We start from the raw sequence: 21,315 nt of genomic DNA, 5'->3' as shown, positions 1-21,315 counted from the left end.
GGGCCATGGCGATCCCGCGGCAGCTCCCCAACGCGATCACGATCGTGCGCATCCTCTGTGCGCCGGTGTTCCTGTGGATGCTGCTCGCCGACGGCGGCGCCGACGGTGCGCTGCGCTGGTGGGCGGCGGTGCTGTTCATCGTGGCGATCGCGACCGACGGGATCGACGGCTATCTCGCGCGGGCGAACGACATCGTCACCGACCTCGGCAAGCTGCTGGATCCGATCGCGGACAAGGTGCTGACGGGCTTCGCCTTCATCGGGCTGTCGATCCTCGGGGAGCTTCCCTGGTGGATCACGATCGTCGTCCTCGTCCGCGAGGTCGGGATCACCGTGTACCGCTTCGCGGTGGTCAGCGACCACGTCCTGGCGGCGGCGTGGATGGGCAAGCTCAAGACGCTGGCGCAGGGCGTCGCGCTGTCGCTGGCGCTCCTGCCCCTGTGGACGCTCGTCGGCGAGTGGATCTACTGGGTCAACGGCGTCACGATGGCGATCGCGGTGATCCTCACGATCGCCAGCGGCATCGACTACGTCGTCAGCGAGGCGCGCGCCGCCCGCGCGAAGCGGGGGAGGAAGTGAGCGGCTCGACGCCCGACGGCGAAACGGCGCCGTCTGCGCCCGACCCGGCTGTCGCCGTGCTGCGCGCGCTGGATGCGCGCGGGTGGTCTGTCGCCGCGGCGGAGTCGCTCACCGGCGGGCGTCTGACCGCGGCTCTCGTGGACGTCCCCGGCGCCTCCGCGCATCTGCGTGGGGGCATCGTGGCGTACTCCACGGATCTGAAGACGAGCGCGCTCGGCGTCGAGGCGGACCTGCTGGCCGCCCGTGGCGCCGTCGACCCCGCGGTCGCGGAGCAGATGGCGCAAGGCGTGCGGCATGTGCTCCGCGCGGACGTCGGCCTGGCCACCACGGGGGTCGCCGGGCCGGATCCGCAGGACGGTCAGCCTGTCGGCACCGTCTTCGTCGCGGTGTCCACGCCCGAGACGACCGTCGTCACGTCGCTGACGCTGTCGGGCACGCGGGACGAGATCCGCTCCCGGGCGGTGATCGGGGCGCTCGAGCTGGCGCTCACGCTGCTGTGACGCGCCCCGCGATCGTCGACTCGGGAACAGACCGTGTTTCGTCTCGGTTACATTCGGTGATTCCCACCCGATGCTCAGCGCACGGGTCTAAATTGGCATCAGCTGGTGCTGTACTGTTGTCCACCCGGACAACGCGGAATCCGAAGTGAGGAGGGGGCCAAAATGATCCTGGTACGTCAAGAGATCGGCGAAGTGCTTCGTGATTTCCGCCAGCAGAAGGGGCGCACCCTCCGTCAGGTCGCGAGTCGCGCGAGCGTCGCGCTGGGCTACCTCAGCGAGGTGGAGCGCGGCCAGAAGGAGGCCTCGAGCGAGATCCTCGCGTCGGTGGCCGAGGCGCTCGACGTCCCCATCTCGACGATCATGCGCGAGGTCGGCGACCGCATCTCGGTGCTCGAGGGACTGCAGACCTTCCCCGACGTCGTGCCCGACGACCTGGTCGCGTCGGTCGACGCGGAGCTGTCGCTGCGCTGATCCGCGCCTCCTGTACGAAGTGTCGAAACCAGCGAGCACGCATGCGCCGGAGTGAGTTCCATCGCGCCGTCTCGGACGAGTTCGGCGCCCGGGCGAACGCGGTGGTGACCGACCTGGTCCTGTCGGGCGTCGGCGGCCGCACGGCCACGGATGCCATCGCCGCCGGGGTCGATCCCCGCGAGGTCTGGCTCGCGCTGTGCGAGGAGCTGGACGTGCCCGCCGAGCGGCGGTACGGCGTCGGACGCCTCGAGCCGCGCCGCTGACCTGCCGCGACCGCGCGGCATCGTCCATCGCCGTCCGCCGCGGCGTGTCTGCTCGAATCTTCGTTCGATACCGGCGTAGGCTCCTGCACAGCGGGTGTCGAGAACGTGTTTTGCACGGATCCGGGAGGAGCGAGGGCCGATGTCGGAGCCCCTCCCTAACGTGAACACCGTCGAACGACACCTCACGCCTTGTCGCAGCATCCGTCCCGCCGGGTCGGAGCGCGACAGCCTACAGGCGACGGAACGCGAGCATAGAGGAGCACGTCATGCCATCACCCGTTGACCGCGAGAAGGCCCTGGAATCGGCCCTCGCCCAGATCGACCGGCAGTTCGGGAAGGGCTCGGTGATGCGCCTCGGCAGCGACGAGCGCGCGCCCGTCGAGGTCGTGCCCACCGGCTCGATCGCCCTGGACGTCGCCCTCGGCATCGGCGGGCTTCCGCGCGGCCGCATCATCGAGATCTACGGACCGGAGTCGTCGGGTAAGACGACGCTGACCCTGCATGCCATCGCCAACGTGCAGCGCGCCGGCGGAATCGCCGCGTTCGTCGATGCGGAGCACGCGCTCGACCCCGACTACGCGCAGAAGCTGGGCGTCGACATCGACCAGCTGCTCGTGTCGCAGCCCGACACCGGCGAGCAGGCGCTCGAGATCGCCGACATGCTGGTGCGCTCGGGGGCCATCGACCTCGTCGTCATCGACTCGGTCGCAGCCCTCGTGCCCAAGGCCGAGATCGAGGGCGAGATGGGCGACTCGCACGTCGGCCTGCAGGCGCGACTCATGTCGCAGGCGCTCCGCAAGCTCACCGGCGGGCTCAACCAGACCAACACCACGATGATCTTCATCAACCAGCTGCGCGAGAAGATCGGCGTGTTCTTCGGCTCGCCCGAGACCACCGCCGGTGGCAAGGCGCTGAAGTTCTACGCATCGGTGCGCCTCGACATCCGTCGCATCGAGACGCTCAAGGACGGCACCGAGGCGGTGGGCAACCGCACGCGCGTCAAGGTCGTCAAGAACAAGATGGCGCCGCCGTTCAAGCAGGCCGAGTTCGACATCCTCTACGGCGTCGGCATCTCCCGCGAGGGCAGCCTCATCGATTTCGGGGTGGAGCACGGCATCGTCAAGAAGTCGGGTGCCTGGTACACCTATGACGGCGAGCAGCTGGGGCAGGGCAAGGAGAACGCCCGCAACTTCCTCATCAAGAACGAGGACGTCGCCGCCGAGATCGAGTCGAAGATCAAGACGAAGCTCGGCATCGGCGTGCCCAAGGGTGGCGCTGAGGGCACGGTCGGCGACGAGCTGGCGGCGCGCCGCCCGGCGTGATGGTCCGCTTCGTCGACAGCGGGGACGAGTCCGACGTCGGGACCGACGACGGACTCGCCCCCGTGATCCCGCTCTTCGGCGACCGGGCTCCCGGCTCCTATCCCAAGACCGCGGCGCAGGTGCAGCAGACGCTGGACCGCCTGCCCGGGGCGCGCACGCCGTCACGCCCCGCCGAGGAGCGCGCGACCGTGGATGATCGCGGCGGCGCCCCCGCCGATGCCGGTGCGCGGACTGCTGACCCCGCCGGTGCGTCGACCGCTGACCCCGCCGGTGCGCGGACTGCTGACCCCGCCGGTGCGCGGACTGCTGACTCCGCTGGTGCCGCCGACGCTGCTGCCGCCGCCGAGGCCGCCGAGCAGGGCCTGGTGAAGAAGCTCCGGTCGCGGCAGCTCTCTGTCTCGGAGGCGAGGACCCACCTCGTCCGGCTCGATGTCGACGCCGACGCCGCCGATGGCATCATCGACGCCTTCATCGCGCGCGGCTACCTCGACGACGCGAGGCTCGCGGAGCAGATCGTGCACGCCGGCGTCGACCGCAAAGGCCAGGGCCGGCAGGCCATCGCGCAGAGCCTCGTCAAGCGCGGCGTGCCGCGCGACGTGGTGGACGCCGCCCTCGCCGAGCTCCCCGACGACGACGCGGAGCGGGCCCTGGTGTTCGCGCGAAGCAAGGCGGGGTCGATGCGCGGTCTGGATCGCGACGTCGCACTCCGCCGTCTGGCCGGACAGCTGGCTCGCCGCGGCTACGGCGGCTCGGTCGCGCTGAGCGCCGCGCGGACGGCGCTCGACGAGACGACGCAGTCCTCCGGGCGGGTCCGGTTCGAGGAGCGCTGACGACGCCGAACCGTCCGCGCCCCGCCGTCCGCTCACCGGCACGGCTCGTAGAATGGCGTGATCATGTCTTCGCCCTCCGCAACCCCGACTCTCATCGCGCCGTCCGCGGCTGCGCACGACGTCGACGGCCGCGCCCGCACCTACGAGGTGCGCACCTTCGGCTGCCAGATGAACGTGCACGACTCCGAGCGCCTCTCCGGCTCGCTCGAGAGCGCGGGCTACGTCCGCGCCGAGGCGGGCGAGGACGCCGACGTCGTCGTGATCAACACGTGCGCGGTGCGCGACAACGCCGCCGGCAAGCTGTACGGCACGCTCGGCCACCTCAAGTCCCGCAAGGACAAGCACGAGGGCATGCAGATCGCCGTCGGCGGCTGCCTCGCGCAGATGGACAAGGACGTCGTCCAGCAGAAGGCGCCGTGGGTCGACGTCGTGTTCGGCACGCACAACATGGGCTCGCTCCCCAGCCTGCTCGAGCGCGCCCGCCACAACGGCGAGGCCGAGCTCGAGATCCTCGAGGCGCTCGAGATCTTCCCGTCGACCCTCCCGACCAAGCGCGACAGCGTCTACAGCGGCTGGGTGTCGATCTCGGTCGGCTGCAACAACACCTGCACGTTCTGCATCGTGCCCAGCCTGCGCGGCAAGGAGAAGGACCGCCGGCCCGGCGACATCCTGAACGAGATCCGCCTGCTCGTCGACGACGGCGCCATGGAGGTCACCCTCCTGGGGCAGAACGTCAACTCGTACGGCGTCGAGTTCGGTGACCGCCAGGCATTCGGCAAGCTCCTGCGCGCTGCCGGCGAGATCCCGGGCCTCGAGCGGATCCGCTTCACGAGCCCGCACCCGGCGGCCTTCACCGACGACGTCATCGACGCGATGGCAGAGACCGCTGCCGTGATGCCGCAGCTGCACATGCCGCTGCAGTCCGGCAGCGACCGCATCCTCAAGGCGATGCGCAGGTCCTACCGCAGCGACCGGTTCCTCGGCATCCTCGACCGCGTCCGTGCCAAGATGCCCGACGCCGCGATCTCCACCGACATCATCGTCGGCTTCCCCGGCGAGACCGACGAAGACTTCGAAGACACGATGCGCGTCGTCGAGCAGGCCCGGTTCGCCAGCGCGTTCACCTTCCAGTACTCCATCCGCGAGGGCACGCCGGCGGCGACCATGCCCGACCAGGTGCCCAAGGAGGTCGTGCAGCAGCGCTACGAGCGCCTCATCGCGCTGCAGGAGCGGATCTCGCTCGAAGAGAACCAGAAGCAGGTCGGCCGCGAGGTCCACGTGCTCGTTTCGACCGGTGAAGGCAAGAAGGACGCAGAGACCCACCGCCTGACCGGACGCGCCGAAGACAACCGCCTCGTGCACTTCGAGGTGCCGGCCGGGTCCCAGACGCCCCGCCCCGGCGACGTCGTGACCGTCGTCGTGACGCACGCGGCGCCGTTCCACCTCCTCGCCGACGCCCCGGACGGCGCGCCGCTGCGCATCCGCCGCACGCGGTCCGGCGATGCGTGGGACCGGGCGCAGGCCGAGTCGTGCGGCATCCCGGCACCGGCGGGCGACGCCGGAGCACCGCGGGCGGTGTCCCTCGGCCTGCCGACGCTGCGCATCGGCGTCTGACACGACGTGGTGACCTCCGAGGCGGGGGAGCGCCCGACTGCGGCGCCGCGCCCGGCCGCGGCGCCGCGCCTGTGGGCCGTCGTCGGCGCGACCGGGACCGGCAAGACCGCGCTCTCGCTCGACCTGGCCGAGGCGCTCGCGGAGCGCGGCCGCCCCGCCGAGATCGTCAACGCCGACGCGATGCAGCTGTACCGGGGCATGGACATCGGGACCGCCAAGCTGCCTGAGACGCAGCGGCGCGGCATCCGTCATCATCTCTTCGACGTGCTGGAGGTCACCCAGGAGGCGGCGGTGGCGTGGTACCAGGAGGCGGCGCGCGAGGTGATCGCCGACATCCACCGGCGGGGCGCGGACGCCGTGCTCGTCGGCGGATCGGGTCTGTACGTGTCGAGCCTGCTGTTCGACTTCCGATTCCCGCCGCGCGACGCCGACGTCCGCGCACGACTGGAGACGGAGCTCGACGCCCACGGACCGGGCGCCCTGTTCGCCCGCCTGCGCATGCTCGACCCGGCGACCGCCGAGCGGATCGACCCCCGCAACGGACGCCGCATCGTGCGCGCGCTCGAAGTGCTCGAGCTCGGCGAGCGCACCCACGGGGCCGCGCTTCCCGAGGCGCCCACGCTGTGGCACGACCGAACGCGGATCGTCGGCGTCGCGGTGCCCCGCGACGAGCTCGTGCGGCGACTGGACCTGCGCGTCGAGGCGATGTGGCGCGACGGCATCGTGGACGAGGTGGCGCGGCTGCGCACGCAGGGACTCGATCGAGGAGTCACCGCCCGGCGCGCCATCGGCTACGCGCAGGCCCTCGCCCAGCTGGCGGGCGAGATGACCCAGGCGGAGGCGATCGCCGAGACGCAGGCGCTCACCCGGCGGTACGCCCGCCGGCAGGTGTCGTGGTTCAAGCGCTACGAGGGCGTCCTCTGGGTCGAACCGTCGACGGATGCCTCGTCCCTGGCAGACTCGATGCCATGACGATCGCCATCCGCCCCTTCGACGTCGCCGACACGGAGGACGTCGTGTCGCTCTGGCAGGCCACCGGGCTGACGAGGCCCTGGAACAACCCGTACCAGGACATCAGCCGCAAGCTCTCGGTGCAGCCGGAGCTGTTCCTGGTCGCTGTCGACGAGCGCGCTGTGGTGGGGTCGGTGATGGCCGGCTACGACGGGCACCGGGGGTGGCTGTACTACCTCGCGAGCGCGCCCGAGCGTCGCGGCGAGGGGATCGGCAGGCGATTGGTCGGCGAGGCCGAGGATCGGCTGCTGGCGATGGGGTGCCCGAAGGTGCAGCTCATGGTGCGGCCCGAGAACGGCGTGGCGCGCGGGTTCTACGACTCCCTCGACTACGAGCCGTTCGAGATCTGGGCGACGGGCAAGCGCCTCATCGCCGACTGAGGCGGCGGTCGCGCATCGTCGCGACCCTAGACTGGGACGATGCCGCAGACGATCGCGTTCACCAAGGGCCACGGCACCGGCAACGACTTCGTGATCGTCCCCGACCCCGACGGCGCGCTCGATCTCACCGACGACCAGGTCGCCGTGCTGTGCGACCGCCGGTTCGGCATCGGCGGCGACGGCATCCTTCGGGTCGTGCGCGCGAACGCGATCGCCGAGGGCGCCCAGGCAGCCGCCTCCGGCGCCGAGTGGTTCATGGACTACCGCAACGCGGACGGCTCCAAGGCGGAGATGTGCGGCAACGGGGTGCGCGTGTTCGTGCGCTACCTCGTGGACGTGGGCTGGGCCGACGTGGAGGACGCACCGCTCGCGGTGGGCACGCGGGCGGGTGTCAAGACGGTCACTCGCAGCGACGGCACGCTCGGCGAACGCGGCTACGAGGTGGATCTGGGCCCGTGGCGCGTGGAAGACGCCGAGGTGCTCGTCCGCACGCGCGGGGGCGGCGCGCCGCGCCCGGGCATCGGGATCGACGTCGGCAACCCCCACGTGGTCGTCGCGCTGCCCGACGAGACGGAGCTGGAAGGCCTCGACCTGGCCGCACAGCCCCTCCTGCAGCCCGAGCCGCCGCACGGGGCCAACGTCGAGTTCGTCGTGCCGAGCGATCCGCTCGTGCGGGAGGGCGTCGGCTCCATCCGGATGCGGGTCTTCGAGCGCGGCGTCGGCGAGACCCTCAGCTGCGGCACCGGCGTCGCGGCCGCGGCGCTCGCGGTGCGTCACTGGGCGGGGCCGGCTGCGCCCGATCGCTGGATCGTCGACGTCCCCGGCGGGACGCTGGGGGTGCGGATGCCGGAGGTCGACGGCGAGCGCCATGTGCTGCTGTCCGGGCCGGCGACCCTCGTCTACTCCGGCGAGGTCACGCTCGCCTGAACTGCCTCCGCCGACGGCGGGACGCGGTGGGACGCGGTGGGACAGCCCTGGCGCGTTGTCAGAGCTCCGGGATCCGGATGGGCTCGCTCGGGGGAGACCCGTGCCGGCGGATCTTCAGGACGCGGAACCCGCGCGCCGTCGCCGCGCGATGCACGCTGAACCTCCGGTCGAGCGTCGCGGCGAGCCACCGCTGGAGCGAGTCCGAGCCGAGGTTGCGCTGCACGACGAGCCAGGCATCCGCTCTCTCGTCCAGCCGCGGGATCCATCGCTCGAGCAGACCGTGCAGCTCGTGCTTGCCGACGCGGATCGGCGGGTTCGACCGGATCGTGCGGAACATCACGTCATCGGGAACATCGTCGGGCAGGACGGCGTTGACGTTCTCGAGGCCGAGATCGGCCGCGTTGCGGCGCACCAGATCCAGTGCCCGCTCGTTCACGTCGACGGCCCACACCGTCGCACGAGGGGAGTCCATGGCGAGGCTGAGCGCGATCGGGCCCCACCCGCAGCCGAGGTCGAGGAAGTGCCCGCCCGCGGGCGGCGGGGGCGTGTTCGACAGCAGCACCGCGGTGCCGGAGTCCACGTGGTCGGGGCTGAAGACGCCTCCGGCCGTCGTGACCTCCAGGTCGCGTCCGGCGAGCCGGACGCGGACACGGCGCAGATTCTCGGGGCTGGCGGGCGTCGCACTGAAGTAGTGGTCGCTCCCCATGGGTGACGAGCCTAGCGGAGGTGCTGCCCGAGCTGGGAGCGCATCGGACGACCGCCATTCCCTGTCCAGGCCCACCTCGGAGGACTAGAATTCACGGATGCCGCGAACCGGCCGATGAGCGTCGGAAAACGGCATCCCATCCACAACGAAGGAACACATGACGGATACGACAACCCCCCAGAGCACCGACGAGACGCCGGTCGACCCGGTGGATCGCGTGCTGGCGCGCGCCGAGGCGCGCTCGGGGGTGCACGTCTTCGGAGCCGCGCAGGCGCTCCAGGACGAGGCCACCATCGGGCTGGGCGACAGCGACGGCGAGCAGTGGGACCGTGAGGAGCGCGCGGCGCTGCGGCGCGTCCCCGGCCTGTCGACCGAGCTCGAGGACGTCACCGAGGTCGAGTACCGGCAGCTGCGGCTCGAGAACGTCGTGCTGGTGGGGGTCCATCCGCAGGGCGAGACGGAGGACGCGGAGAACTCGCTGCGCGAGCTGGCGGCCCTCGCCGAGACCGCGGGCGCCGTCGTCCTCGACGGCGTGCTCCAGCGACGCCCCCACCCCGACCCCGCGACGTACGTCGGCCGGGGCAAGGCCGAGGAGCTGCGCGACATCGTGGCGGCCGTTGGCGCCGACACGGTGATCGCCGACACCGAGCTCGCACCCAGCCAGCGGCGTGCGCTCGAGGACGTCGTCAAGGTCAAGGTCATCGACCGCACGACCGTGATCCTCGACATCTTCAGCCAGCACGCGAAGAGCCGCGAGGGCAAGGCCCAGGTCGAGCTCGCCCAGCTCGAGTACCTCCTGCCGCGACTGCGCGGCTGGGGTGATTCGATGAGCCGTCAGGCCGGTGGGCAGGTCGGCGCGGGCGGGGCGGGCATGGGCTCGCGCGGCCCCGGTGAGACGAAGATCGAGCTCGATCGTCGGCGCATCCGCACCCGCATGGCGCAGCTTCGCCGGCAGATCCGCGACTTCGCGCCCGCACGCGACGCCAAGCGCGCCGAGCGCAAGCGGCACACCGTGCCGTCGGTCGCCATCGCCGGCTACACCAACGCCGGCAAGTCGAGCCTGCTGAACCGGCTGACCAGCGCCGGCGTCCTCGTCGAGAACGCCCTGTTCGCGACCCTGGACGCCACCGTGCGCCGGGCCGAGGCGGCCGACGGCCGGGTCTACACGCTCACCGACACGGTCGGGTTCGTCCGGAACCTCCCGCACCAGCTCGTCGAGGCGTTCCGCTCGACGCTGGAAGAGGTCGGCCAGGCCGATGTCATCCTGCACGTGGTCGACGGGTCGCACCCCGACCCCGCCGCTCAGCTGGCGACGGTGCGCGATGTGATCGGCGACGTCGGTGCGCGCGACATCCCCGAGATCGTCGTGTTCAACAAGGCCGATCTCGTGGACGCCGACACGCGCCTCGTGCTGCGCGGACTCGAGCCCCAGGCGCTCTTCGCCTCCTCCCGCACGGGGGAGGGCGTCGACGAGCTGCGCGCCGCGATCGAAGCGGCGCTCCCGCTCCCGGCCGTCGAGGTGCACGCGCTCGTGCCGTACGACCGGGGCGACCTGGTGTCGGCGATCCACGAGCAGGGGATGATCCTGTCCCAGGCGCACGAGGAGGGCGGCACGGCCGTGCACGCCCGCGTCGGCGAGCATCTCGCCGCCCGCCTCGCCCCGTTCTCGGTCTGAGACGCAACCTCCGCCCGAGACGCCTCCCACGGCCCCGCACCCTGTCCGGTGCGGGGCCGTCGCGCGTCTCAGTCGAGGGGGAGGGGCGGGATGCCGGGAGTCTCGAACCCGAACACCTGCCCGAGGAACGCCACCTCGGCCTCGAGGGTGCGCACCAGCGTCTCGGCGCCGCGGAACCCGTGACCCTCGCCCTCGAACGCGAGGTACGCGTGCGCGACGCCGTTGGCGGCGAGCGCGTCGCGCACCGCCTCCGACTGCGACGGAGGGACCACACGGTCCTCCAGGCCCTGCTCGATGAGCAGCGGCGTCCGCAGCCGGTCGAGGTGCGTCAGCGGCGATCGCTGGACGTACAGGTGCTCCGCGTCGGGGAGCGGCCCCACCATGCCGTCGAGGTAGCTCGCCTCGAAGTCGTGCGTGTCCTCCGCGAGGCGCCGGAGGTCGGCCACCCCGTAGCGGCTGATGCCGGCGCCGAAGACGTCGGAGCCCGTCAGCGCGCAGAGCACCGTCCACCCGCCGGCCGAGCCGCCGGCGATCGCCAGCCGCTCCGGGTCGGCCGCGCCGGCCGCGGCGTGACCTCGCGCGGCGGCGACCACATCGTCGACGTCCACGACGCCCCACTGTCCGAGCAGGCGCTCGCGGTACGCGCGGCCATAGCCGGTGGAGCCGCCGTAGTTCACGTCCAGCACGCCGATTCCGCGGCTGGTGAGGTACGCGATCTTCCCGGATGCCGCGCCGCCGACGTGGTCGGTCGGCCCGCCGTGCACGAAGACGACGTAGGGCGGCCGCTCGTCCTGCGGACCGCGGGCCTCGGGATTGCGGGGCGGGTAGTCGAACGCGTGCACCGGGCCGTGCGGCCCGGGGAAGGTGACGGCGCGGGAGCGCGGCATCCACTCGTCACCCCAGGGTGATTCCCCTCCGACGATCAGCCGCCGGGCGTCGGGGCTGTCGACGTCGAGCTCCCACAGTCCCGCTCCGCGCGAGCCGGCGCCCGACAGCAGGAGGCGTGTGCCACGGACGTCCTCGATCGACAGGCGGGTGACGGCGTCGGCGGGAAGGTCGTGCGCAGCGCCGTCCGTGCCGATCAGCACGAGTGCATCCGCCCCGTTCGTGCGGACGGCGACGATGCGGCCGTCCTCCAGCGCCGCGAACCAGCGGGTGCCGAGCACCCACAGCGGGCCGCCGGTATCGGCGTCGGCCTCGGCGACCGGCTCGTGCGGGAGGTCAGCGGTCAGGCGCATCCGCCACACGTTCCAGCGGCCCGACGGGTCGTCGGCGAACAGGAGGGCGTCGTCGGCGGTCCACACCGGCTGCAGCGGCGAGGAGTCGCCGCCGGCGACGGTCGTCCACTCCGCCACGGCGCCGTCCTCGATCCGGCCGATGCGCAGCTCGGCGCGGTCCCACGCCATGTGCGGATGGTCCCACGCGATCCACGCCAGGTGCCGCCCATCGGGCGAGAGGGCGGGGTGGGCCACGAAGTCGCTGTCGCTCGCGAGCGACACGATGCGGGCGGCATCCCTCGCACCCGATCCGTCCAGCGGGATCTCGACGATGTCGCGCAGCGGCAGGCGGCCTTCGCGGTGCGCCTCGCGCACCGCGAGCAGGCGTCCGCGCTGCAGGCTCAGGCCGCCGTAGCGCACATCGCCCGCGTCGGGGGTGAGCGGCTGCGGCTCGGACCCCGGCCGCAGACGGCGGACGCGCTGGTCGGCCTTCTCGACGAAGTAGAGCACGCCCTGGTCGTCGGCGGTCCACGAGCCGCCGCCGTACTCGTGCACGCGCGACCGGGCGCTCCACGGCGCGGGGAGGACGTCCTCGACCGACCCGGACGAGGTGCGCCGCCGCACCGCCGACCGGCCGGCTTCCTCCGGGACCGACTCGCCCCACCACACCTGGGGCGCACTGCCGCCGCCGACGAACCGCGCCCCCTCGATGCGCGGCGATGCGGCGGACACCGACGCGGCGGAGATCGGAGAGGGCCAGCTGCCGTAGGGGAGTGCGCGGGTGGTTGTCACGACACCACGGTACGACGAAGGCCGCCACCGCTCGACCGAAACAGTAGGTCACAGGACGGTGCACGCCGCCCGCCTCCGCTACCGTGGACGCATCGTCGCCCGGTCGTCCTCACGGACGCCCCGAACCACGGGGTACCGGGCAGGAGCGACAGCCGAGCCCGGCACCCGCCCGCGATGACACCCCTTCCGCTGCGGCGGTGAGCGTGGTGCCGCGGCCGCCCGGGCTTTCCGTTCGGCCCAGCCCTGTCCCCGACCTGAGAAGCAGACCCATGCCGATCGATCTGAGCACACCTGGCGTGCCGATCTCGTTCGAGGTGTATCCGCCGCGCTCCGACGCGGGCTTCGCCGCACTGCACGAGACGATCCGCCACCTCGCCGCCGTCGACCCCCGGTTCATCTCGGTGACGTACGGCGCCGGCGGCTCCACCGGCGGCCGCTCCCTCGAGCTGCTGACCCACATCCTCCGCGAGACGCACGTCGAGCCGCTCGCGCACCTGACCTGCGTCGGCAACGGCTACGCCGGCGCGACCTCGCTCATCCGCGAGTTCCTCGATGCCGGCATCACGAGCTTCCTCGCCCTCCGGGGCGACCCGCCCGCCGGATCGTCCGAGGACGACGCGTTCCTCGGCGACCTGGAATCCGCCGCACAGCTCGTGCAGCTGATCGACTGCGTGCAGGCCGAGCGGGCCCCGTACACCGAGGCGCCCGTCCCCGGCGTGCCGGGCGCCGTCCGCGTCGCGGAGAGACCGCGGGTCGACATCGCGGTCGCCGCCTTCCCGAACGGGCACCCGCGGGCCCGCCACGCATCGAGCGACATCGACGCGCTCCTCGCCAAGCAGGCGGCCGGTGCCACCCTGGCCATCACGCAGCTCATCTTCCACGCCGAGGACTATCTCGGGTTCGTGCAGCGCGCGCGCGACGCCGGCGTCACGATCCCGATCCTGCCGGGGATCATGCCCATCACCTCGCCCGCGCGGCTGCGGCGCGTGCTCGAGCTCACGGGGGAGCAGCTGCCCGCCGAGCTGGCCGTCGCGCTCGACGTCGAGCCGACCGCCGAGGGGCAGCGTGCGGTGGGCGTCGCCCACGCCGCGCAGCTGGCCCGTGAGGTCGTCGAGGGCGGGGCCCCCGGCATCCACCTCTACGCGTTCAACAACCACGACACGGTCCTCGAGGTCCTGGGCGAGGCCGGGGCGCTCCCGTCGGCGTCACGGCTGCCCGATCCCGTCCACTGACACGCGGGCGCCGCGCTCCGTCGGAGAGCCCGACGGTGTCTTCGGCGACCCCGGAAACCCCCTGCCGCACACCCAGAAGGAAAGAGAGACGCACATGTCCGACCCTCGCCCGCAGTTCCCGAGAGGCACCATCCTCGGCTACCCGCGCATCGGCCGCCGCCGCGAGCTGAAGCGCGCCGTGGAGGCGCACTGGTCCGGAGCCACGGACGTCCAGACGCTCGAGCGCGCCGCGGCCGAGCTGCGCCGCGCGACGCGCGAGCGTCTGGCCGCCCTCGGCCTCGGCCGCGACGACTCGTCGATCCCGGAGTCGTTCTCGTTCTACGACCAGGTGCACGACGCCGCCGTCGCGGTCGGCGCGCTGCCCGAGCGCTTCGGCGCGCGGCGCGGTGACGACGGCCGGATCGGCCTCGACGCCTATTTCGCGGCCGCCCGCGGCGCGGGCGACGATGCGCCGCTCGAGATGACGAAGTGGTTCGACACCAACTACCACTACCTCGTCCCCGAGATCGGCCCCGAGACCGCGTTCGCGATGTCGTGCGACCGCTTCGCCCGCCAGGTGGCGGAGGCCAGGGCCGACGGCTTCACCGTCCGGCCGGTGCTGGTCGGTCCCGTCACGCTGCTCGCCCTTTCGAAGGCGACGGATGCCGCGCCCGCCGGCTTCGACCCGCTCAGCCGCCTGGACGACCTGCTGCCGGTATACGTCGAGCTGCTCGAGGGACTGCGGGCAGCGGGCGCGGAGTGGGTCCAGCTGGACGAGCCCGCCCTCGTGAGCGAGAGCCTTCCGGCGACCACGGCGCAGTTGGCGGATGCCGCCGCCAGGGCATACGGGGTGATCGGCGCCGCCACAGGCCGCCCGTCGCTCCTCGTCGCCGCCCCGTACGCGCAGTTGTCCGATGCGGCGTGGGCGGCGCTGGGCGCGGCGCCGATCGAGGCGATCGCGGTCGACCTCACGCGCGGCGGCGTCCCGGCCGCGGTGGACGGCCTCGCCGGCAAGACGCTCGTGGGCGGCGTGATCGACGGCCGCAACGTGTGGCGCGGCGACCTGGAGGCGGCGTGGGGCCGTCTGTCGGACCTCGCGGCGCTCGGCGCCGGCTCTGTCGCCGCCGCCACGTCGACCTCTCTGCAGCACGTGCCGCACGACGTCGACGACGAGTCCGCGCTCGATCCGCGTCTGGCGTCGTGGCTCGCGTTCGCCGACCAGAAGGTGGGGCAGGTCGTGACGCTCGCGACCGGTCTGGCGGAGGGACGCGCGGCGATCGAGAACGCGCTGACAGAGGCATCCGTCGCCCTCGCCGCCCGGCGATCCTCGCCCGGCGTGCGCGACGGTGCCGTGCGGGCGCGCACGGCCGGCCTGGTCGATGCCGACTTCGACCGCGGCGCGTACGGCACGCGCGTCGCTGCCCAGGACGCGCAGCTGGCCCTGCCGCTGCTGCCCACGACGACGATCGGATCGTTCCCGCAGACCGACGAGATCCGGCGTGCGCGTGCGCGGCACGGCCGCGGCGAGCTGGACGCCGCGGAGTACGAGCAGTTCCTCCGCGACGAGATCGCGCGCGTCGTGACCCTGCAGGAGGATCTCGGGCTGGACGTCCTCGTCCACGGCGAAGCCGAGCGCAACGACATGGTGCAGTACTTCGCCGAGCACCTCGACGGATTCGCCGTCACCGAGAACGGCTGGGTGCAGTCCTACGGCTCGCGCGCGACCCGGCCGTCGATCCTGTGGGGTGACGTGTCGCGTCCGGCGCCGATCACGGTGGCGTGGTCGACGTTCGCCCAGTCGCTCACCGACAAGCCGATGAAGGGCATGCTGACCGGGCCGGTGACGATCCTCGCCTGGTCGTTCGTCCGCGACGACCAGCCGCTCTCCGAGACCGCGAACCAGGTCGCCCTCGCGCTGCGCGACGAGATCGCGGACCTCGAGGACGCTGGCATCCGCGTGATCCAGGTCGACGAGCCGGCGCTGCGGGAGCTGCTCCCGCTGGCGGTGGCCGACCAGCCGGCGTACCTCGCGTGGTCGGTGGCGTCCTTCCGCCTCGCCACAGCCGGCGCGGCACCCGCGACGCAGGTGCACACGCACCTGTGCTACTCGGAGTTCGACGTCGTGATCGATGCGATCGCGGCACTGGACGCCGACGTCACCTCCATCGAGGCCGCCCGCAGCCGCGGCGAGGTGATCGGCGACATCGCGTCGTCGGGCTTCGCGGCCGGCATCGGGCCGGGCGTGTACGACATCCACTCGCCGCGCGTGCCGTCCGTCGACGAGATCTCGGAGCTCCTCGACCGCGCGGTCGCCGAGCTCCCGCTGCGCCGCGTGTGGGTGAACCCGGACTGCGGCCTCAAGACGCGGGGGTACGGCGAGACGGTGACGTCGCTGCGGAACCTCGTCGAGGCGACGCGGGCGGCGCGGACGCGCGTTCCGGCCTAGCGGCGCTTCTTGGTCCCGGATGCCGCGGCCCCGCCGGTCGCGGCATCCGGCGTCTCCACCACCACGGTGTCGGCATCCGCGTCGATCACGAGGGTGTCCGCCTCGGAGTCGAGGACGAGGGTGTCGCCGTCGGTGACGCCCGCCGGCCCGGCGCCGTCGGCGGGGGGCACCGCGACCACGTCGGTCGCGGCCGCCGCCTCGGCGTCCTCCGGCCGGCGCTGCAGCAGTTCGGTGACCCACCACACCAGGAGCCAGACGATCAGGACCAGGAAGACTTCTCCGACCGACAACGGCCGCAGGAGCATCAGCCACAGCACCGCGAGGACGCCGAGGACCACCCGGACGAGCACGCGCTGTGCGAAGAGCCACGAGCCGACTCGGCCGGTGTCCACGCCCCGCCGGAGGGCGGCGGTCCGGATCCCGGCGTTCATCGACGCGACCCCGTGGCGTGCCGCCTGAGCGCCGCGCCAGCGCCCCGACATCCACGCGATCACCGCGATCACCACGCCGAGGAGCGTCAGCACCACCGCGGTGTCGCGCATGGCGCCGGTGATCTGCTCGTACATCGAGGCGAGCGCGCCGGCCGGCACGCCGAGGTTCGGTCCGCTCAGCGCGAGCACGGCGCCGCCGGCGCCCAGGGCGATCGCGAGCGCGGCCGCGCCGACCGCGATGCCGACGCCTGTTCCCAGGACCGCCGTGGAGCGCCGCCGGGCGATGGCGATCCCCGCGACGAAGAGGACGAGGGCCAGCAGCGGCGTCCACCACCCCGCGGCCACCGCGAGGTTGTAGACCGTGCCGACGACCGTGAGGGCGTCGCTCTGGGCCACCACGATCGTCCTGTCGATCTCGGGGATCTGCTCGGCGATCCCGATGCCGCGGTCGACGAGGCGGTCCTTCACCTCCGCGATGATCGGGCCCAGCTGGATGCCGATCTCCCCCTCGCCGGTGATCACCACGGCGCCGCCGGCCGTACCTCCCGCCGCGACGGCCTGCAGCGAGCGGTGACTGGCTCGCAGAGCCGTCTCCCACACGTCGGCGAAGGCCTCCGACTGCACGAGGCGCGTGACGGTCGTGTCGACGAGGTTCTGCACGCCCTGCGCGGCGGGGGAGCGCAGCAGATCGAGGGCGGCGAGGGCGCGCGGCGGCAGATCGAGCTGCTGGATGCCGTCGAAGAGATCGTTCACGACCGTCTCGAGGTTCAGCGACTCGTCGATCGCCGCGGTGACCTCCTGCACGACCAGCGCCTGAACCTGCGGGTCGTCGGCCAGCGGTGCGAACGTCTCGACGAAGCGCGTCTCGTCGACCAGCTCGACGCGTGCCCACGCGGCGACGATCGACACCGGCACCAGAATCGTGGCGATGACGATGCACAGCGCCGAGAAGAAGGCGCGCCAGCGGCTGCCGGGCGGCTCGGTCGACGTCCTGGCGCCCTGCGCGGAATCACCGCGGAGTCGGGCGTTCTCCGCCTCGAGCGCCTCGAGGCGCGCGCGGAGGTCGGCGGCGTCGGCGATGCCGGTCGTGTCGGTCATCCCCCCCTTATAGCGCGCCGCGCCGCTGCCCCGCCAGGACCTTCGTCACGCGTTTCGGGTGAAAGCCGCTCAGACCGCGCGCAGCACCGCCACGACCTTGCCCAGCACCGTCGCCTCGTCGCCCAGGATCGGCTCGAACGCGGAGTTGCGGGGGAGCAGCCATGTGTGGCCGTCGCGCTGCCGGAAGGTCTTGACCGTGGCCTCGCCGTCGAGCATCGCCGCGACGATCTCGCCGTTGTCGGCGGTGGCCTGCGCGCGCACGACGACCCAGTCGCCGTCGCAGATCGCGGCGTCGATCATCGACTCGCCCGAGACCTTGAGCATGAAGAGGTCCCCCTTGCCGACGAGCTGGCGGGGCAGCGGGAAGATCTCCTCCACCTGCTGCTCGGCGGTGATGGGCACGCCGGCGGCGATCCGCCCGACGAGGGGCACCAGGGCGGCGTCGCCCAGCGAGGGCGCGGCGTCGGCCGGGCTCTCGGTCGCCGACCCGGGGAGGTCGATGAGCACCTCCATCGCCCGCGTCTTGCCGGCGTCGCGGCGGAGGTAGCCGCTGAGCTCGAGCTGGTTGAGCTGGTGGGTCACGCTCGACAGCGACTTCAGGCCGACGGCGTCGCCGATCTCGCGCATGCTCGGCGGGTACCCGTGGCGCGCGATGGAGCGCTGGATCACCTCGAGGATCGCGAGCTGCTTGTCGCTGAGGCTCTTGCGCCGACGAGTCTGGGGCTTGTCGCGCCCGGCCGCGTCGCTCATCTTCCGGCTCCCGTCCTGCGCCCGCGAGCGCTGTTTCTTCGAATGTCGGAGGCCCGTGGTGGGGTTCTCGTATCGAAACCGTATCCGCATACCGGGGGTACGGGGAACAACCCGTCCGCGTGTCGCGTTCGATCATTCGGCACTCGGGCCGAGTCTTGACACCGTCGAGAGTCGAAGATAGCTTCGGAAGAGAGGTTCGCACTCCCCGCTCCCGGCCGAGCGGGGAATGCGAATCTCTCCCCATCACGAGGAGACACCATGACCGCGATCGCTTACACGACGTCCGTTCCCTCGCCGGCGCGTGCGACGCGTCTGCGACTCACGGTGCGGGGCCGCCGCGTCCTGGCCACGCTGGCGGCGATGCCCGCGGTGATCGCGCTCAGCGCCGCGGTCATCGGCGGCGGGGCGGCTCTCGCCACCCGCGACGCCGGTGCGCCGGCGGGGTCGTTCAGCACCGTCACCGTGTCGCACGGCGACTCGCTGTGGACGATCGCGGAGGACGTCGCGCCCGGGCACGACCCCCGCGACGTGGTCGACGCCATCGTCCGCCTGAACGCACTCGACGGCGTCACCGTCCAGGCCGGGCAGAGCCTGGCGATCCCGGCGGAGTACGGCTCGGCGGAGTAGGGCCCGGCCGAACCGCGCCGCCGACGTCATCCGAGGCGGGAGCGTGTCGCGCGGCTCTACCATGGGAGGGGTGAGTGCACGTCTCGAAGACCTCCCTTTACGCGCCGATCTCCGCGGGCAGACGCCCTACGGCGCTCCGCAGGCACCGCTTCCCGTCGCCCTGAACGTCAACGAGAACACGCATCCGGTTCCGCAGGAGGTCGCGGACGACATCCTCGACTCCATCGCCCTCGCCCTGCGCGATGTGAACCGGTATCCCGACCGCGAGTTCACCGCCCTGCGCGAGGGCTTCGCCGACTACCTCGGACACGGGCTCACCCGCGAGCAGATCTGGGCCGCGAACGGGTCCAACGAAGTGCTCCAGCACATCCTCCAGGCCTTCGCCGGACCCGGCCGTACGGCGTTCGGCTTCGGGCCCACCTACTCCATGTACCCGCTCCTGACGCGGGGGACCGGGGCGGATTGGATCGCCGGGACGCGGTCCTCCGACTACTCGATCGAGGCTGCGGACGCGGCCGCGCAGGTCGCCCACGTGTCGCCGGCTGTCGTCTTCCTGTGCTCGCCGAACAACCCCACGGGCACGCCCCTGGGCCTCGACGTCGTCGAGGCGGTCTACGACGCGACCGACGGCATCGTCATCGTGGACGAGGCGTACTTCGAGTTCGCGCCCCACGACGAGCGCTCGGCGCTGACGCTGCTGCCCGGTCGCGAGCGGCTCGTGGTGTCGCGCACGATGAGCAAGGCGTTCGCCTTCGCGGGTGCCCGCGTGGGGTATCTCGCGGCCGACCCGGCGCTGATCGACGCGCTCCGGCTGGTGCGGCTCCCGTACCACCTCAGCGCCTTGACGCAGGCGGCGGCCACGGCGGCCCTGCGTCACGCCCCGACGATGCTGCGCATGGTGGATGAGATCGTGGGGCAGCGCGACCGCATCTCGGCGACCGTCGAGGCCCTCGGCTACACGCCGCACGAGTCGTGGACGAACTTCGTGCTGTTCGGCGGGGTGCCCGATCCGGGCGCGACCTGGAGCGCGCTGTACGACGAGGGCGTGCTCATCCGCGATGTCGGCATCCCGAATCACCTCCGCGTCACCGCCGGGACCGAGGAGGAGACGACCGCGTTCCTGGACGCACTGGCCTCGGTAGGATCGACGTCATGAGCGCCGCATCCCGCACCGCCTCGCTGCGGCGGGCCACGAGCGAGTCCACGGTCGAGCTCGAGCTCGATCTCGACGGCACCGGCCGCAGCCGCATCGACACCACGGTGCCCTTCTTCGACCACATGCTGACCGCGTTCGCGAAGCACTCGCTCACCGATCTCACCGTCCGCGCCTCCGGCGACACCGACATCGACGCGCACCACACGGTGGAGGACATCTCGATCGTGCTCGGACAGGCGATCCGCGAGGCGCTCGGCGACAAGTCCGGCATCTCGCGCTACGGCGACGCGCTGGTCCCGCTCGACGAGGCGCTCGCGCAGGCGGTCGTCGACATCAGCGGCCGCCCCTACCTCGTGCACACCGGTGAGCCGGCCGGTTTCGAGCACCACCTCATCGGCGGCCACTTCACCGGCTCGCTCGTGCGCCACACGTTCGAGGCGATCTCGTACAACGCCGCGCTGACCGTGCACGTGCGCGTGCTGTCCGGCCGTGATCCGCACCACATCGCGGAGGCCGAGTACAAGGCTTTCGCGCGGGCGTTCCGGCAGGCCAAGGCGCTGGACCCCCTCGTCGAGGGCGTCCCGAGCACGAAGGGCGCGCTATGAGCGCAGCGGCGTCCGCCGACCGCGAGAGGCCGCTCGTCGCCGTCCTGGACTACGGGTCGGGCAACGTGCACTCGGCGGTCAAGGCGCTCGTCGCGGCCGGCGCCGACGCCCGGCTCACCTCCGACCGCGGCCTCGTGATGGACGCCGACGGGCTCTTCGTCCCGGGCGTCGGGGCATTCCGCGCCGTCGCGGAGGCGCTGCGCGCCAGCCGCGGCGACGAGCTCATCGAGCGCCGCCTCGCGGGCGGGCGTCCGGTCATCGGCGTCTGCGTCGGCATGCAGATCTTCTTCGAGCGCGGCGTGGAGCGCGGCATCGACACCGAGGGCATGGGCCAGTGGCCGGGCGTTGTGACCGAGCTCGACGCGCCGGTGCTTCCGCACATGGGCTGGAACACCGTGCAGCCCGGCGAGGGCTCCCGGCTGTTCCGAGGGATCGAGCAGGAGCGGTTCTACTTCGTCCACTCGTTCGGTGCGCAGAAGTGGCTGCTCGATGTGCAGCCGCCGTTCCCCGAGCCGGTGCTGACCTGGTGCGAGTACGGCACGCCATTCCTCGCCGCCGTCGAGAACGGACCCCTCTCGGCGACGCAGTTCCACCCCGAGAAGTCGGGGGAGGCCGGCATCCGCCTGCTCTCGAATTGGATCGAGGGGCTCGGCGGGGATAACCTCTGAGACCGTGCCAACTCCGGGAGCGTCTGCTCCCGACATT

The 21,315-nt window shown here is 72.3% G+C and carries 21 protein-coding genes; 17 read left to right on the top strand and 4 right to left on the bottom strand.

What is annotated here, in order from left to right:
• The first annotated feature begins 5 nt into the window (after positions 1 to 5).
• The 10 genes from pgsA to dapF all read left to right on the top strand — a co-directional run bounded on the left by pgsA (position 6) and on the right by dapF (position 7,896).
• On the top strand, positions 6 to 578 hold the full coding sequence (gene pgsA / locus ACZBH1_RS00245; protein WP_336399033.1) for a CDP-diacylglycerol--glycerol-3-phosphate 3-phosphatidyltransferase: 573 nt from the start codon (positions 6 to 8) through the stop codon (positions 576 to 578).
• Complete coding sequence (locus ACZBH1_RS00240; RefSeq protein WP_378884834.1) at positions 575 to 1,078, top strand: CinA family protein; 504 nt, start codon at positions 575 to 577, stop codon at positions 1,076 to 1,078. The genes pgsA and ACZBH1_RS00240 overlap by 4 nt, the downstream gene beginning before the upstream one ends.
• Positions 1,079 to 1,240: 162 nt before the next feature.
• On the top strand, positions 1,241 to 1,549 hold the full coding sequence (locus ACZBH1_RS00235) for a helix-turn-helix domain-containing protein (RefSeq protein ID WP_109211855.1): 309 nt from the start codon (positions 1,241 to 1,243) through the stop codon (positions 1,547 to 1,549).
• A 41-nt stretch (positions 1,550 to 1,590) separates the two neighbouring features.
• The gene (locus tag ACZBH1_RS00230; protein ID WP_336399031.1) at positions 1,591 to 1,812 is read left to right on the top strand and encodes a DUF3046 domain-containing protein; all 222 of its coding nucleotides are present in this window, start codon (positions 1,591 to 1,593) and stop codon (positions 1,810 to 1,812) included.
• Positions 1,813 to 2,078: 266 nt separating this feature from the next.
• Positions 2,079 to 3,134 (top strand): recombinase RecA, encoded by a 1,056-nt coding sequence (gene recA, locus ACZBH1_RS00225; RefSeq protein ID WP_463645158.1) that lies wholly within the window; start codon positions 2,079 to 2,081, stop codon positions 3,132 to 3,134.
• Complete coding sequence (locus ACZBH1_RS00220) at positions 3,134 to 3,964, top strand: regulatory protein RecX (protein ID WP_463646633.1); 831 nt, start codon at positions 3,134 to 3,136, stop codon at positions 3,962 to 3,964. Before recA ends, ACZBH1_RS00220 begins: the two co-directional genes overlap by 1 nt.
• A 63-nt stretch (positions 3,965 to 4,027) precedes the next feature.
• Positions 4,028 to 5,578 carry a tRNA (N6-isopentenyl adenosine(37)-C2)-methylthiotransferase MiaB gene (gene miaB, locus ACZBH1_RS00215; RefSeq protein ID WP_463645157.1) on the top strand — a complete coding sequence of 517 codons (1,551 nt, stop codon included), beginning with the start codon at positions 4,028 to 4,030 and terminating at the stop codon, positions 5,576 to 5,578.
• Positions 5,579 to 5,587: 9 nt separating this feature from the next.
• The gene (gene miaA, locus ACZBH1_RS00210; RefSeq protein ID WP_463646632.1) at positions 5,588 to 6,550 is read left to right on the top strand and encodes a tRNA (adenosine(37)-N6)-dimethylallyltransferase MiaA; all 963 of its coding nucleotides are present in this window, start codon (positions 5,588 to 5,590) and stop codon (positions 6,548 to 6,550) included.
• The gene (locus tag ACZBH1_RS00205; protein WP_336399027.1) at positions 6,547 to 6,969 is read left to right on the top strand and encodes a GNAT family acetyltransferase; all 423 of its coding nucleotides are present in this window, start codon (positions 6,547 to 6,549) and stop codon (positions 6,967 to 6,969) included. Before miaA ends, ACZBH1_RS00205 begins: the two co-directional genes overlap by 4 nt.
• Positions 6,970 to 7,008: 39 nt before the next feature.
• Complete coding sequence (dapF, locus tag ACZBH1_RS00200; RefSeq protein ID WP_336399026.1) at positions 7,009 to 7,896, top strand: diaminopimelate epimerase; 888 nt, start codon at positions 7,009 to 7,011, stop codon at positions 7,894 to 7,896.
• Positions 7,897 to 7,954: 58 nt separating this feature from the next.
• Here the strand turns inward: dapF and ACZBH1_RS00195 are convergent, their stop codons facing one another.
• On the bottom strand, positions 7,955 to 8,602 hold the full coding sequence (locus tag ACZBH1_RS00195; protein ID WP_336399025.1) for a class I SAM-dependent methyltransferase: 648 nt from the start codon (positions 8,600 to 8,602) through the stop codon (positions 7,955 to 7,957).
• 157 nt (positions 8,603 to 8,759) lie between these two features.
• On the opposite strand from ACZBH1_RS00195, the gene hflX reads away from it, so the two are divergent.
• Positions 8,760 to 10,277, top strand: coding sequence for a GTPase HflX (gene hflX / locus ACZBH1_RS00190; RefSeq protein ID WP_336399024.1), 1,518 nt, complete (start codon positions 8,760 to 8,762; stop codon positions 10,275 to 10,277).
• A 68-nt stretch (positions 10,278 to 10,345) separates the two neighbouring features.
• On the opposite strand, the gene ACZBH1_RS00185 is transcribed toward hflX, so the two are convergent.
• A complete protein-coding gene (locus ACZBH1_RS00185) occupies positions 10,346 to 12,286 on the bottom strand; it encodes a S9 family peptidase (RefSeq protein WP_463645156.1) in 1,941 nt (646 codons plus the stop codon).
• 269 nt (positions 12,287 to 12,555) lie between these two features.
• Here ACZBH1_RS00185 and ACZBH1_RS00180 point away from each other — a divergent pair, with 269 nt between their 5' ends.
• Both ACZBH1_RS00180 and metE read left to right on the top strand, forming a co-directional pair.
• Positions 12,556 to 13,518 carry a methylenetetrahydrofolate reductase gene (locus tag ACZBH1_RS00180; protein ID WP_463645155.1) on the top strand — a complete coding sequence of 321 codons (963 nt, stop codon included), beginning with the start codon at positions 12,556 to 12,558 and terminating at the stop codon, positions 13,516 to 13,518.
• Positions 13,519 to 13,612: 94 nt separating this feature from the next.
• Complete coding sequence (metE, locus tag ACZBH1_RS00175; RefSeq protein ID WP_463645154.1) at positions 13,613 to 15,943, top strand: 5-methyltetrahydropteroyltriglutamate--homocysteine S-methyltransferase; 2,331 nt, start codon at positions 13,613 to 13,615, stop codon at positions 15,941 to 15,943.
• Here metE and ACZBH1_RS00170 read toward each other — a convergent pair.
• Both ACZBH1_RS00170 and lexA read right to left on the bottom strand, forming a co-directional pair.
• On the bottom strand, positions 15,940 to 17,472 hold the full coding sequence (locus ACZBH1_RS00170) for a hypothetical protein (RefSeq protein WP_463645153.1): 1,533 nt from the start codon (positions 17,470 to 17,472) through the stop codon (positions 15,940 to 15,942). The genes metE and ACZBH1_RS00170 overlap by 4 nt on opposite strands.
• A gap of 69 nt (positions 17,473 to 17,541) precedes the next feature.
• A complete protein-coding gene (lexA, locus tag ACZBH1_RS00165) occupies positions 17,542 to 18,222 on the bottom strand; it encodes a transcriptional repressor LexA (RefSeq protein WP_336399019.1) in 681 nt (226 codons plus the stop codon).
• Between the two features lie 258 nt (positions 18,223 to 18,480).
• Here lexA and ACZBH1_RS00160 point away from each other — a divergent pair, with 258 nt between their 5' ends.
• The 4 genes from ACZBH1_RS00160 (at position 18,481) to hisH (ending at position 21,278) form a co-directional block, all read left to right on the top strand.
• A complete protein-coding gene (locus tag ACZBH1_RS00160; RefSeq protein ID WP_378884856.1) occupies positions 18,481 to 18,849 on the top strand; it encodes a LysM peptidoglycan-binding domain-containing protein in 369 nt (122 codons plus the stop codon).
• A 61-nt stretch (positions 18,850 to 18,910) separates the two neighbouring features.
• Positions 18,911 to 20,005 (top strand): histidinol-phosphate transaminase, encoded by a 1,095-nt coding sequence (locus tag ACZBH1_RS00155; protein ID WP_336399017.1) that lies wholly within the window; start codon positions 18,911 to 18,913, stop codon positions 20,003 to 20,005.
• The gene (hisB, locus tag ACZBH1_RS00150; RefSeq protein ID WP_463645152.1) at positions 20,002 to 20,610 is read left to right on the top strand and encodes an imidazoleglycerol-phosphate dehydratase HisB; all 609 of its coding nucleotides are present in this window, start codon (positions 20,002 to 20,004) and stop codon (positions 20,608 to 20,610) included. Before ACZBH1_RS00155 ends, hisB begins: the two co-directional genes overlap by 4 nt.
• The gene (hisH, locus tag ACZBH1_RS00145; RefSeq protein WP_463645151.1) at positions 20,607 to 21,278 is read left to right on the top strand and encodes an imidazole glycerol phosphate synthase subunit HisH; all 672 of its coding nucleotides are present in this window, start codon (positions 20,607 to 20,609) and stop codon (positions 21,276 to 21,278) included. The genes hisB and hisH overlap by 4 nt, the downstream gene beginning before the upstream one ends.
• Positions 21,279 to 21,315 lie beyond the last annotated feature (37 nt).

The organism is Microbacterium sp. ZXT2-5, from assembly GCF_055329545.1.
Note: the sequence above shows the minus strand (reverse complement) of the source record. Positions and strands in the feature narration are given on the sequence as shown.